Origin of the sequence: Pseudomonas sp. Z003-0.4C(8344-21) (genome assembly GCF_900104975.1) — a bacterium.
Lineage (GTDB): Bacteria > Pseudomonadota > Gammaproteobacteria > Pseudomonadales > Pseudomonadaceae > Aquipseudomonas > Aquipseudomonas granadensis.
Genome location: NZ_LT629756.1, coordinates 294,964 through 308,234 on the forward strand (window position 1 = coordinate 294,964; position 13,271 = coordinate 308,234).

The following is a 13,271-nucleotide window of genomic DNA, read 5'->3' on the forward strand; positions in this document are numbered from 1 at the left end:
AAACCCGTGCCCGGCCGTCACAGCATGAGGTTGCCGGGACGGCTGCTTCATCGTGGGATGCCATGAATTTCATTCTTTACTCGGACGTCAACGATCACTCCATCAGTCAAAGTCTGGGGCGGCCGGAATACAGTTACTATTTCGTGCTCAAGGCCTATCGCCCGGTGCTGGAAAGCCTTGGCCAGGTGCATGTGGTGGCCTCGCCTGACGACGTCGATCCGTTGTATCTGCAATTGCGTCAGGCCGGTGAAGACTGCCTGTTCCTGTCGTTTGCGCCGCCACACAAAACTCCGACCGGGCTGCAATGCCCGATGGTCTGCGTGATTGCCTGGGAGTATGACTCGATCCCCAGCGAATTCGCCGCCGGCGATGAACGCCAGGACTGGCGCCCGATGCTCGCACGCCATGGCCGGGTAATCACCTTGTCCACCCACACCGCGCAGGCCATTCGCCGCAGCCTCGGTGCAGATTTCCCGGTACTGGTATTGCCCACGCCGCTATGGGAGCGCTTCGCTCAAGTGCGCCAGGACTACCCCAGTGTCCCGGTAAACCCCGGCAGTACCTTGCAGATCAAGGGCTGCATCATCGACAGCCGCGCATTGGGCCTGTCGGCCGATGGCTTGATCGCACCGATTCACAATGAACAGGAGCTGGAGATCCGGGGCCTCGCGGAACCAGCCGATGAGCCGCCGCCCGAGCCGGAACCCCCGCCCGAGCTGACCCTGCGGCGAAGGCTTTTGATCAGCAAGCATTATTTGCGTGAGGGCTACCGGGCGCTGACGACGCCTTCCGAGCACCGGCCGCTGTTTCTGCTCAAGCACAACCTGTTGCAGTGGTATCGCGAAGCGCTCTGTGATCTATTCACCGGGGCTGACCGGCAGGCGCTCGCCGATGCGCCCACGCCTGCTGTCGATTGCTTGCCCGTCACGGTGGCACAAGCGCAAGAGCAGACCGAACACCCGCAAGCCGTACTGCCCGACACCGACGCTCAGGTGCAGGTCGACGTCAGCGGTGTGGTGTATGTCAGCGTGTTCAACCCCGAGGACGGACGCAAGAACTGGCATCACCTGATCACCGCGTTCTGCTGGGCCATGCGCGATGTCGAAGACGCCACGCTGGTGCTGAAAATCACCCAGAACGATCTGTCGAGTTACTACGTTCATCTGATCACGTTGCTTTCGCAACTGTCGCCGTTTGCCTGCCGGGTGGTGGTGATGCACGGCTATCTCGAGGACGAGGAGTTTGCCCGCCTGTATGGCGCCGCCAGTTTTTACGTCAACGCGTCGCGCTGCGAAGGGTTGTGCCTGCCGTTGATGGAATTCATGTCCTGCGCACGACCGGTGATTGCGCCTGACCACACCGCCATGGGCGATTACATCGACGAACGTGTCGGCTTCATCGTCAAATCGAGCCGCGAGCCGACCATCTGGCCGGAGGATGTGCGCATTCTCTATCGCACCCTGCGCCATCGCCCTGATTGGGGCTCATTGAAAGCCGCTTATGAAAACAGCTATGCCATGGCCAAACAGCAACCAGAGGCCTATCAGGCAATGGCGGCCGCGGCCAGTGAACGCATGCGTGAATATTGCGGTTTCGCGCCGGTGCAGCAGCGCGTAAAAACGTTTTTCCACCTGCAGGCGCCAGGTGAAATTACGCCCGTAGCAATCAAGAGCGGGGCGGCCTCATGCTGATCATCATTCATTCGGAAACCAACAAGAGCAACATCCAGCAGAACCTCGGACGGCCCGAGTACAGCTATTACTTCGTGCTCAAGGAGTTCCGCCCGGTGCTGGAGCGGATTGGTCAGGTGATCGAAGTCAGCAACCCTGACGAACTGGTCGACCGCTTGTATTTCGACTGCCAGAGGCGCGGCGAAGACTGCGTTTTTCTGTCGTTCTCGCCACCGCATCGCACGCCGATTCACTACGCTTGCCCGACCATTGCGGTGTTTGCCTGGGAGTTCAGCACCATCCCCACCGAGAGCTGGCAGGGCGAACCACGGCATGACTGGCGCGTGGTCTTGCAGGCGTGCGGCCGGGCGATCACCCATTCGATGTTCACCGTCAACGCGGTGCGCGATGTGATGGGTGCCGACTATCCGGTGTGCGCGATTCCCGCGCCGGTGTGGGACCGTTTTGCCGCGCGCGGTGAGGCATTGCTCAAGCGCCCGGTGGTGGAGGGCGTAACGCTCAATCTGCGCGGATTGCTGATCGACAGTCGCGAGACGGATCTGCGTCCATATGGCCCACCGGGGCTGTGCGAGGGCACGCCCATATCCTTTGACGCACCGGCGCAGGATTGCCCGTTGCAGTTGGACGGCGTGGTCTACACCTCGGTGTTCAACCCTTACGACGGACGCAAGAACTGGCAGGACATGATCAGTGCGTTCTGCACCACGTTTCGCGAGGTCAGCGATGCGACGTTGGTGTTGAAGCTGACGCACCACGACATCGCCAATGCACTGACCGACATGCTCCATCACTTGTACAAGAACCAGTTTTATCAGTGCCGGATCGTGCTGATCCACGGCTATCTGGCCGATGCCGACTACGAGGCGCTGGTGCAGGCCACCAGTTACGTGGTCAACAGTTCCTATGGCGAAGGCCAGTGCTTGCCGCTGATGGAATTCATGTCCTGCGGCAAACCGGCGATTGCCCCGGTCAACACGGCGATGGCCGATTACGTCAGCGGCGACAACGCCTTTCTGGTCGACTTCACTGAAGAACTCACGGCCTGGCCGCACGACCCGCGCGCCGCCTACCGAACCTTGCGTTACATGACCGATTGGGATTCATTGTGCGTGGCCTATCGCGACAGCTACGCGGTGGCAAAAAACGATCCGCAGCGTTACGCCGCCATGTCCGCCGCAGCGGTGCAAAGCCTGCAACGCTTCTGCAGCCAGGCCAGCACCGAGCAGCGCTTGCGCGCCTTTCTCGAGTCGCCGTTGCCCGCGGTCGCGCCGGTGCCTGCGCAAGCGTCGCTCGCATGATACGGCGACTGCTCGCGCGATGGCTGCCGGCACGCGCCGCGCGACCTGTGGCGGAACCGCCGGCAACGCTGTCGCCGCGCGATGTCGGTTTACACGACGCGGTGCTCGACGGCTGGTTCCTCAACGACAGCGGCGAGCTGCTCAAGGGCTTTGCGATAACCGCCGACGACAGTGTGCTTGACGTCGGTTGCGGCGAAGGCGTGGCGACGCTGTTCGCCGTGCGTCAGGGGGCTTCGGTGATCTTCACCGACAGCGAGCACGACAAGGTGCGTGACCTTGCGCGGCAAGTCGAGGCACACGGCGCAAAAGCCAGTCTTGGTCTGGTCAGCAACAGTTTGCCGTTGCCGCTGGCGGACGGCTGCGCGAGCAAGGTGGTGTGCATGGAAGTGCTGGAGCACATCGCCGAACCCGAGCCGTTCATGGCCGAGATGGTGCGCATGGGACGTCCCGGCGCGCAGTATCTGCTCAGCGTCCCGGCACCTGCCGGTGAACATCTGCAGAAAGGCATCGCCCCGGCCAGCTACTACCAGTCACCCAACCATGTGCAGATTTTCAGCGCAGAGCGCTTCGCCGCGTTGGTGGAGGAGGCGGGCCTGGTGATCGAGCATCGTCAGGCCAGCGGCTTCTTCTGGGTGATGGGCATGATCTTTTTCTGGGCCGGCGAACGCGCCGCCGGACGTGATCCGGGCGGCGCGGTGCGGGACCGCATTCAGCCGCCGTTCATGCCGTTAATGGAGAGCTGGGCGCGAACCTGGCACGACTTGCTCTCGCAGCCTGGCGGACTGGCGATCAAACAAACCCTCGACAGCTTCCTGCCCAAGAGCCAGGTGATCATCGCTCGAAAGCCACTCGATGCCGGGGATGCGCCATGAGCGGCAAACGCATCATGGACATCGAAGTGCTGCGCGCCATCGCGGTTTTGGGCGTGCTGTTTCACCACTTGCAAGGCAGCCTGTTCACCGATGCTGTGCCGCTGCTGACAGAAATCCATGCCTGGGCGCAGCCGTGGTGGGGCGTCGACCTGTTTTTCGCCATTTCCGGTTTTGTCATCGCGCGCAGCCTGATCCCGACCTTGCAAGACTGCACCAGTCGCCAGCAATACTGGCAGCAGACGCGCAATTTCTGGCTGCGCCGCGCCTTTCGCTTGTTGCCTTCGGCCTGGCTGTGGCTGGCGCTGATGTTGCTGGCGTGCCTGTTCGTCAACCGTTCGGGAGCGTTCGGTACGCTGTCGGCCAACTGGCAAGCGACCCTTGCCGGGATCTTTCAGTACGCCAACTTTCGCTTCGCCGACAGCTTCTTCCGCTATGAATATGGCAGCAGTTTCGTCTACTGGAGTCTGGCGCTGGAGGAGCAGTTCTACCTGCTGTTTCCACTGCTGATCGTGCTCTGTCGCAAGCATCTGGTGTGGGTGCTGCTGGCGCTGATCGCGGTGCAGATTTTTACGCTGCGTACGCCGTTGCTGATGGTTGTGCGTACCGATGCGCTGGCCCTCGGCGTGCTGCTGGCGATGTGGAGTGCGCAGCCGGGCTATCAACGCTGGCGACCGGATGTTTTGCGCCGGCGCTGGCTGGGAATCGGCGCGCTGATCCTGATCGCTGCGCTGCTGAGTTTCATGGCCACCGACCGCTTCACCTTCGCCTGGTATCGCATCGGTTCGATCGCCGTACTCAGCGCCGTTCTGGTGTGGATCGCTTCGTACGATCAAAACTATCTAATGCCGGCCGGTGCGGTGCAGCGCCTGCTGGGATGGGTCGGCAGCCGTTCCTACGGCATCTATCTGATCCACATCCCGGCCTATCAACTGGTGCGAGAGGTGATCTTTCGCTTGCAAAGCGCCGGTCTGCCCAGCTCCGCCGGCCACCCGATCCTGACGCTGCTGATCGCCTTCGGCCTGATCGTGTTGCTCAGTGAACTGAATTACCGTCTGGTCGAAATGCCCATGCGCAACCGCGGTGCCGCACTGGTGCGACGCCTCGGTAGCGCGCGATCCGCCGCCCCTGCCACTGGAGCCACCTCATGTTGAGCCTGTTGAAAAAACTCACGGCGGCCACGCCAGCCCCGGCGTCGACGCAACCGGTTGCGCCAGCCGCCAGCAAAGTCGATCCGTATATGCTTGGCTTGTACGATGCCAAGCTCAGTGGCTGGTTCAACCAGGAGACCAACGAGCTGTTCAAAGGCTTCGTGGTGTCCGCCGAAGACACCTTGCTCGACGTCGGCTGTGGCGACGGCGGCAACGTGCATTTCTGCGGTATGCGCGGGGCCAGGATCATCATCGCTGACATCGACGCGGCCAAGGTCGAAGCGACCCGTCAACGCCTGAGCGATACTCCGGCGCGGGACGTCGAATGCCACGTCACCGATTGCAACCCGCTGCCGATTGCCGATGCGACGGCCACGCGCGTGGTGTCTACCGAGGTGATCGAACACGTCGACGACCCGGCGCAGTTTCTCGCCGAGTTGGTGCGCGTCGGCAAACCGGGTGCGTTGTACCTGTTGAGCGTGCCGCATCCCAGCTCTGAAGACCTGCAGAAGGACATTGCCGCGGCGGAGTATTTCCAGAAGCCCAACCACATACGCATCCTCAGCGAAGAACAGTTCAAGACACTGGTCAGCGACGCCGGGCTGGAGATCATCAGTCACAGCCAGTACGGTTTTTACTGGTCGATGTGGATGCTGCTGTTTTGGGAAGCCAAAGTCGATTTCAGCAATCCGGACCATCCGTTGCTCAACCACTGGGCCGAAACCTGGCAAGCGCTGCTGGATTCGCCGCGCGGCGCACAGATCAAGCAGGCGCTGGATGCGGTCGTAGCGAAAAGCCAGGTCATTATCGCGCGCAAGCCCTGACTACATTCCTGTAGGAGTGAGCCTGCTCGCGATAGCGTTGAGTCAGTCGAAACAGTTTTAACTGACGCACCGCTATCGCGAGCAGGCTCGCTCCAGGGGTTTTGTGTAACCTTGCGGCCTCGTTCTCCAGGATCTGCAAGGTATGCGGCGTCTCGTCGGTCTATGTATTTTGATGCTGCTGTGTGCCTGCAAACCGCAGGATGCCCCGCCCCTCGACCAGCAACTGTATGTCTGGCAACGCCAGTGGACGGCCGCCCACGAGGCGGCGCTGCGTGACAGCCGCGCGGATTTTTCCACGCTGCGGGTGCTGGCGTTGCAAGCGTTTCCGAACGCAGGCTGGAGCCGGGCGCGGATCGATGCGCCGTTGCTGAAGGCCGATGGCCGGGCGTTGATTGCGGTAGTGCGCCTCGACGGCCAGCTCAAGGCGCTGGATCAGCAACAGGTCACCGCACAGATTCTGCACGTGCTCGCCGATTGGCAGGCGCAGGGCCTGACATTGAGCGGCATCGAGATCGATCACGATGCCGGCAACGCGCGCTTGCCGGCCTACGCTGAATTCCTCAAACAGCTGCGCTCGGCATTGCCGACGACGTTACCGCTAAGCATCACCGCGCTGCCGGCCTGGCTCGACAGCGCGCAACTGCCCGCCCTGCTGCAAACCGTCGACAGCAGCGTGCTGCAAGTGCACGCAGTCAGCGATCCTCGGCGCGGTCTGTTCGATCCCGAGCAAGCGCTGAAGTGGACCAGGGCCTGGGCCCGCATCACTGACAAGCCGTTCTATCTGGCACTGCCCGCCTATGGCGTGGCGTTGTTGCCGGATGACGGTGGGGCACCGGTGGTGGAAAGCGAAGTACGACTGGAGCGGGGCGGTCAGCGTCGGGAACTGCTTGCCGATCCGCTGCAACTCAGCCGGCTCGGCCAAACATTACGCGATGATCCGCCGAAGCACCTGGCCGGGCTGATCTGGTTCCGCCTGCCGCTGGCCAATGACCGTCGCGCCTGGAGCCTGACTACGCTGGCGGCGGTTGCCCGTGGCAATCAACTGAACAGTCGGCTCAGCGTGACGCTCGGCGAACACGCCGGCCTCTACGACATCCAGCTCATCAACTCGGGCAATCTCGACAGTGCCTGGCCTGCGCAAATTACCCTGAAGGCAAAAAACTGCGAGGGCGCCGATGCGCTCGTTGGTTACTCGTTGCAACAAAGTGCCGATCTGCTTACCTTCACCCGCCTGCGCGACGGCCGCTTGCCGGCGGGCGGACAACGCGCCATCGGTTGGGCGCGTTGCGCCAATATTGATCAAGGAGGTTCGCATGTTGTCCCGTAACTGGCCGCGTCATTTGCTTTGCCTGAGCCTCAGCCTGCCGCTGGGTTCGGCGCTGGCCTGCGGGCCGGATTTTCCGATGCGCCTGCTCGACGATCGCGGTCAGACCTTGGCCGATCTGCCCGAAGGCAACTTCAATTTCGAGCTCAGTCGTCTGGGTAAAACCATCGCCGGACTGAAGAACGCGACCGCTATCACGCACAATCCCAACGATATGTACGGCGAAGAAAACGCTGCCGCCATCGCTCGGGAACAAGCCGAGCAGGCAGGCCTGAGCGCCGAGCAGCAAGCCTTGGTCAAACGACTGCGCGGTCTGACCGATGCGCGCCAGGTCGAAGTACAGGGCGCCAGTCTTCCCGCGGAAATCCGTTGGTACGTTGCCGGCGCCGTAGCCTTTGCGACCGGTGATCATCAACAGGCAATCGAATACTTCAACAAAGTGCTGGCGCTGCCAGCCGATCAGCGTCCGCTGCGCAGCACCTGGGCGGCCTATTCACTGGGCCGCACATGGCTGGCGGCGAGCGCCGAGGCCACTGATGCAATCTCCGCACTGGAGCAGGCGCGTGCGGCGTACCGCCAGACACGGCAACTGAGCGTCGATGGCTTCAGTGATCCGCTGGAACTGGGCGTGGCCAGCCTCGGCGAGGAAGCACGGGTGCTGCGCAGCGCCGGTGACTGGAGCGGCGCCATCGAATTGTACGAAGCGCAGAACCTGCACGGCTCGGCGGTGGGTTACACCTCGCTGAAACAATTGATGAATGAACTGGCGGAGCTGCCCGAGGCTGAGCTGGCGAAACTGCTCGAGCATAAAGCGGTGCAGCAACTGGTCACGGCATCGCTGGTCAGCCGTCAGGGTTGGTCATTTGGCGATCAGCCACCGAACGAAAAGAAACTGGTGACGCTGTTGCAAAACAGCACCCGAGGCAGCCTGGACAATGCCGATCGTCTGGCGGCGATGAGTTATCAACAGGGTGATTACGCAAGCGCCAAAGCCTTTCTGATCAATGCTGGAGACGGGGGGCTCGCGTGGTGGTTAAGAGCCAAACTGGCCGTGCGTGACGGCGATAAAACGGCCGCTGCCGCGGCGTATTCGAAAGCCGCGCAAGCCTTTCCGCAGACTGAGGATTGGGGTTACCGGCGCACACCGGACTGGGCCTATGAAACCGTGCAGCCGAAGTGCCGGGTTGAGGGCGAGAGCGCGATCCTGGCGTTGCAACGCGGCGAGTACCTGCAAGCGTTCGTGCAGTTGTATCGCAGCAACAGTGTCTATTGGTTCGACGCGGCCACTGTGGCCGAGCGCGTGCTGACGGTCGATGAGCTGAAACGCTACGTCGATGACAACGTCCCTGCGCCGCCCGTGTTGACCCAGCAGGAGCGCGACAACTATGTGCCGCTGCCGGTGGCGGCCAGCCTGCGCAATCTGCTCGGTCGGCGCCTGCTGCGCGAAGGCCATTACCAGGAGGCGGTGGCTTATTTCGACAACCCGGACCTGCAGAACAAGGCGCGTCTTTACGGCGAACAACGCCTCAAGGCCGACGCCGCGTGGTGGCCGACCAAACGCGCGAGTGCCTTGTACAACGCCGCGTGGACGGCCCGCGAATGGGGCATGGACATTCTCGGCTACGAAATGGCTCCGGATTACGCCACGTTCGGCGGCAATTACAGCCTGGAAAGCGCCGAGCTGAAGGTCGGGCCGCTGGTTTCCGAAGCAGAAGTGCAACGCCAGCAGGCCAGCGCTGCGCAGCCGGATCAGCGTTACCACTATCGTTTTGTCGCCACCGAACTGGCTGGCCGCGCCGCCGATAACCTGCCGCATACCAGTCAGGCCTTTGCCGCGGTGTTGTGCAATGCGGCCGGCTGGAACAGCAGCCTGGAAGACCAGAGCGCGCTGTATCAGCGTTACGTCAGGCAAGGCCCGTACGTGCCGTGGGCGGTGGATTTCGGCAATCAATGCCCGTACCCGGATTTCGAGAACGCCGACAAGCGTTACGTGACGCAGGTTACCGATGCCGTACGCGCGTCGCTACGGCCGTACAAGTGGCCAGTGCAGATCGGCGCGCTGGGGCTCGTTGTCGCTGCGGCGTTGCTGCTGATCAGTCGCCGCCGGCGCAAGGCGGGCAAAGGCTAGGCTTGCTGGACAAAGGTCAGGCGTACGGCGAAGCCGATCAACAGGCTGCCGAACAGCCACTGCTGCACGCGCTGGGCGGTTGGATGATGTTGTAACCAACGACCCAGTGCAGCTCCGGTCAGGGCATACGCGCTATCGAACATGAAGCCGATGCCGACCAGCAATGCGCCAAGCACGGCGAACTGGCTGAGCACCGGCGTACCGTCATTGACGATGAATTGCGGCAACAGCACCGAGCAGAACAGCAACGCCTTGGGGTTGAGCAGGTTGGTCAGCAGGCCTCGGCGAATGGCCGTGCGCCACTGCCCGTTTCGATCGGCGCCTGCTTCAGTGTTCAGCGGCGGCAGCAAGGTGCTGCGCAGGCATTGCAGGCCGATCCATAGCAGATACGCCGCGCCGGCCAGGCGCACCACCTCGAAGGTCCACGGTGCTGCCTTGAACAACGCCGCCAGTCCCAATGCGGCGAGCGCTACATGGCAAGCGCGAGCGATGCCCAGACCGATGGCGGTGGCCAGCGCCGGCCCGCGACCCTGACGGGCGCCGGTCTGCAGCAACAGAATCATGTCCGGGCCGGGCAGTAAAAGAACCACAGCCAGAGCCAGGAAAAACAGCCAGAGATTGGTCATGTTGCAGCCTTTTTTTCAGCGGATTCGGTCGGCCAATTCTAGGGCCGAAGGCGGGCGCAGGTGCTTGCGTAGTCCGCTTCAAAAGCGTCGTGCTTTGGCATAACCTGCTGGTTTTCCAAGTCAAAACAATCGAGATCTGCCAACCATGAAACTTGACGCTTTCGATCGCAAGATTCTCGCCGCGCTGCAACGCAACGGCCGCCTGAGCAATGTCGAACTGGCGGAGGAAATCGGCCTGTCAGCCTCGCCGTGCCTGCGTCGGGTGCGCATGCTGGAAGATGCAGGGGTGATTCGTGGTTACCAGGCCAATGTTGATCGCGATGAAGTCGGCCTGGGGCTGACGGTGTTTGTCGGGGTCAAGGTCGAGCGGCACAACGAAGAACGGGCCAATGCGTTCTATGCCGCCGTCACCGCATTGCCTGAAGTGATTTCCGCGTTTCTGGTGTCGGGCGAGTCGGATTTTCTGTTGCAGGTGGTGGTGCCGGACCTGCGAGCCTACGACCGTTTTGTCAGCAGTCATCTGCTGAAACTGCCGGGAGTCAGTGACATTCGCAGCAACTTCGCTATTCATACGGTGAAGACGCCCGGGCCTTTACCGCTGGGGCATCTGCCGGCCTGAGAACGGGGTGCCTTCATCGCTAGCAGGGCTAGCTGTGATCTCTCTGTAGGTTGTTCACTCGGGGCTTTTCCGGGAAATTGGAGGTGCGAACCAAACCAAGCCCCCGGAGGCCCCGAGTGAACACTCATAAAAATGCCCGATTAACTGTTTCTGGTCGAGCCCTTCTTGTTCAAAGAGTCCTCACAGAGGGTTTGAGAGTTGAAGAGGTGGCCAAGGCCCAAGGGGTCAGCGTTCGCACTGCCTACAAGTGGATAAACCGCTATCGAACCGAAGGCGAAAAAGGTCTCCAGGATCGCTCATCCCGCCCGGCTTCCTGTCCGCACGCTACTGCCCCAGAGTGTCTGGAGAAAATCATCAAGCTTCGCCGTGAGCGAAAAACCTATGGCGAAATCAGTAAGTCTTTGAAGGTGGGGCATAGCACGGTAGGCAGGATATTGAGCCGCAACGGACTCAATCGCCTGGCTTATCTGGAACCGCCAGTTGCGGTTATTCGCTACGAATACTCTCAGCCGGGAGGCTTGCTGCACTTGGATATCAAGAGGCTGGGGCGCTTTAACAAACCTGGTCATCGAGTGACAAAAGACCGTCTGAAAGGCCGTTCTTACCATGTGGGTTGGGAGTTTGGACATGTTGCCATCGACGACCATAGTCGAGTGGCGCACTGTGGTTTATACCCAGACCAAACCGCTCGTAGCGCCTGCCTCGCGCTGATCCGGGCCCTGCGTTACTACAAAACGCTCGGCGTGAAATTCGAGCGGGTAATGACCGACAACGGCCCTTGCTACAAATCCAGGAGCTTCAAGCGCCTGTGCCGGCGGCTGCGGCTTAAGCACATCTTTACCAAGCCTTACACCCCGCGCACGAATGGCAAGGCAGAGCGATTTATACAGACCGCTCTGCGCGAATGGGCCTACGCCAGAAGTTATGAAAGCTCAGATCAACGCGCGACGTATCTGATGCCTTGGTTGCACAGGTACAACTGGCATCGCCCGCATGCCAGTTTGAGTTATTTACCACCGATTAGCCGAATAGCATCCGTGAACAACGTGGTGGGTTTACACAGCTAGCTCCCACAGGTATTCGGTCAACCACAAAATGGCTGGTAGCTTGATAACCACTGCGGGAGCCAGCCTGCTGACGATGGCGGTAGCCCGGTCAACGCCTACATCTGTGTCGCCATCCCCTCAACATTCATTGCCGCCTGGCGTAACGCCTCTGAGCGGGTCGGATGCGGGTGACAGGTCAGGGCAATGTCTTCAGCCGAGGCGCTGAATTCCATCGCCACGCAAAACTCGCCAATCATCTCGCTGACGCTCGGGCCGACCAGATGTACGCCAAGCACTTCATCGGTGCGCTCGTCGGCGAGGACTTTGGCAAAGCCCTCGGTTTCGTGATTGATCTTCGCCCGGCTGTTGGCGGTGAAGGGGAATTTGCCGACCTTGTAGGCGCGACCTTCAGCTTTCAGTTGCTCTTCGGTCTTGCCGACGCTGGCCAGTTCCGGCCGGGTGTAGATCACGTTGGGGATCAGCTCGTAATTGACCTCGCCGGCCTTGCCGTGGATTTGCTCGATACAGGCCATGGCTTCGTCTTCGGCCTTGTGCGCGAGCATCGGCCCTGACGTCACGTCGCCGATCACCCAGACACCGGGCGCTTCGGTGCGGTGTTGTTTGTTGGTGAGCATGCCGCGCTTGTCGGTGCTCAAGCCGACGTTTTCCAGGCCCAGACCGTGCGTGTAGGGGCGACGACCGATGGCCACCAACACGTAATCGGCCTCCAGCGACTCGGCGCTGCCGCCGGCGGCGGGCTCGACAGTGAGTTGCACGCCGCTGGTGGAGGGCGTGGCGCCGGTGACTTTCGAGCCCAGTTTGAAGTTGATGCCCTGTTTGCCCAGCGCGCGCTGCAAGGTTTTACCCGCCTCAGCGTCGACACCGGGGCAGATGCGGTCGAGGTATTCGACCACCGTCACCTGCGCGCCTAGCCGCCGCCAGACAGATCCGAGTTCCAGACCGATCACGCCGGCACCGATGACCACCAGATGGCGGGGCACTTCACTCAAGGACAACGCGCCGGTGGAATCGAGGATGCGCTGGTTGTCGATCTCGACGCCGGGCAGGGGAGTGGGCTCTGAACCGGTGGCGATGATGATGTCTTTCGCGGTCAGTTCGACCTTGTTGCCCTTAGTGTCGGTCACGCTGACTTTGCCAGGGCCGTCGATGTGGCCCCAGCCCTTGATCCAGTCGACTTTGTTTTTGCGAAAGAGAAACTCGATGCCCTTGGTCAGGCCCGCGACGCTTTCATCTTTCTGTTTCATCATCTGCGCCAGGTTCAAAGTCGGTTTGACCTCAATGCCCAGATTGGCGAATTCCGCACCCATCGCCGCGTCGTACAGTTCCGAGGCGTGCAGCAAGGCTTTTGACGGCATGCAGCCGACATTAAGGCAGGTGCCGCCGAGCGTTGCGCGCCCCTCCACGCAAGCGGCCCTGAGACCCAGCTGGCCAGCACGAATCGCTGCGTTATATCCGCCGGGACCGCCGCCCAGAATCACTACGTCATAGTTGCTCATGCGTTTGCTCCTACCCGATGGATAAGGATCGTTGACGTTAGTCATGAAACAAAATTACGGGCGTAATATGTGCGCGTTCGGACATTTCGGTCAAGGCTTCAGGCAAGCGACAGGTTTGGCCTCTTTGAATAAGCGCGAATATGGACGAATATTTCACGCTTTTCGTTATATCGTAACG

The 13,271-nt window shown here is 61.2% G+C and carries 11 protein-coding genes; 9 read left to right on the top strand and 2 right to left on the bottom strand.

From position 1 onward, the window contains the following. Window positions 1-62: 62 nt before the first annotated feature. The 7 genes from BLU24_RS01315 (at window position 63) to BLU24_RS01345 (ending at window position 9,285) form a co-directional block, all read left to right on the top strand. A complete protein-coding gene (locus tag BLU24_RS01315) occupies window positions 63-1,691 on the top strand; it encodes a glycosyltransferase (RefSeq protein WP_093096594.1) in 1,629 nt (542 codons plus the stop codon). Then, window positions 1,685-2,989 (top strand): glycosyltransferase, encoded by a 1,305-nt coding sequence (locus BLU24_RS01320; protein ID WP_093096597.1) that lies wholly within the window; start codon window positions 1,685-1,687, stop codon window positions 2,987-2,989. Before BLU24_RS01315 ends, BLU24_RS01320 begins: the two co-directional genes overlap by 7 nt. After that, window positions 2,986-3,861 carry a class I SAM-dependent methyltransferase gene (locus BLU24_RS01325; RefSeq protein ID WP_093096600.1) on the top strand — a complete coding sequence of 292 codons (876 nt, stop codon included), beginning with the start codon at window positions 2,986-2,988 and terminating at the stop codon, window positions 3,859-3,861. The genes BLU24_RS01320 and BLU24_RS01325 overlap by 4 nt, the downstream gene beginning before the upstream one ends. Next, the gene (locus BLU24_RS01330) at window positions 3,858-5,012 is read left to right on the top strand and encodes an acyltransferase family protein (protein ID WP_093096603.1); all 1,155 of its coding nucleotides are present in this window, start codon (window positions 3,858-3,860) and stop codon (window positions 5,010-5,012) included. The genes BLU24_RS01325 and BLU24_RS01330 overlap by 4 nt, the downstream gene beginning before the upstream one ends. Next, window positions 5,006-5,833, top strand: coding sequence for a class I SAM-dependent methyltransferase (locus BLU24_RS01335; protein WP_093096606.1), 828 nt, complete (start codon window positions 5,006-5,008; stop codon window positions 5,831-5,833). Before BLU24_RS01330 ends, BLU24_RS01335 begins: the two co-directional genes overlap by 7 nt. Before the next feature lie 142 nt (window positions 5,834-5,975). After that, window positions 5,976-7,160 carry a DUF3142 domain-containing protein gene (locus BLU24_RS01340; RefSeq protein WP_093096609.1) on the top strand — a complete coding sequence of 395 codons (1,185 nt, stop codon included), beginning with the start codon at window positions 5,976-5,978 and terminating at the stop codon, window positions 7,158-7,160. Beyond that, window positions 7,147-9,285 (top strand): hypothetical protein, encoded by a 2,139-nt coding sequence (locus tag BLU24_RS01345; protein WP_093096612.1) that lies wholly within the window; start codon window positions 7,147-7,149, stop codon window positions 9,283-9,285. The genes BLU24_RS01340 and BLU24_RS01345 overlap by 14 nt, the downstream gene beginning before the upstream one ends. On the opposite strand, the gene BLU24_RS01350 is transcribed toward BLU24_RS01345, so the two are convergent. Next, window positions 9,282-9,911: a LysE family translocator gene (locus BLU24_RS01350; protein ID WP_093096615.1), complete on the bottom strand. Its 630-nt coding sequence runs from the start codon at window positions 9,909-9,911 to the stop codon at window positions 9,282-9,284. The genes BLU24_RS01345 and BLU24_RS01350 overlap by 4 nt on opposite strands. Window positions 9,912-10,056: 145 nt before the next feature. Between BLU24_RS01350 and BLU24_RS01355 the strand changes: the two genes are divergently transcribed. Then, the gene (locus tag BLU24_RS01355) at window positions 10,057-10,530 is read left to right on the top strand and encodes an Lrp/AsnC family transcriptional regulator (RefSeq protein ID WP_093096618.1); all 474 of its coding nucleotides are present in this window, start codon (window positions 10,057-10,059) and stop codon (window positions 10,528-10,530) included. A 116-nt stretch (window positions 10,531-10,646) separates the two neighbouring features. Then, entirely contained in the window at window positions 10,647-11,597 is a 951-nt protein-coding gene (locus BLU24_RS01360) for an IS481 family transposase (RefSeq protein WP_093096621.1), read from the top strand. Window positions 11,598-11,692: 95 nt separating this feature from the next. Here the strand turns inward: BLU24_RS01360 and lpdA are convergent, their stop codons facing one another. Continuing rightward, a complete protein-coding gene (lpdA, locus tag BLU24_RS01365; protein ID WP_093096624.1) occupies window positions 11,693-13,093 on the bottom strand; it encodes a dihydrolipoyl dehydrogenase in 1,401 nt (466 codons plus the stop codon). Window positions 13,094-13,271: the final 178 nt, after the last annotated feature.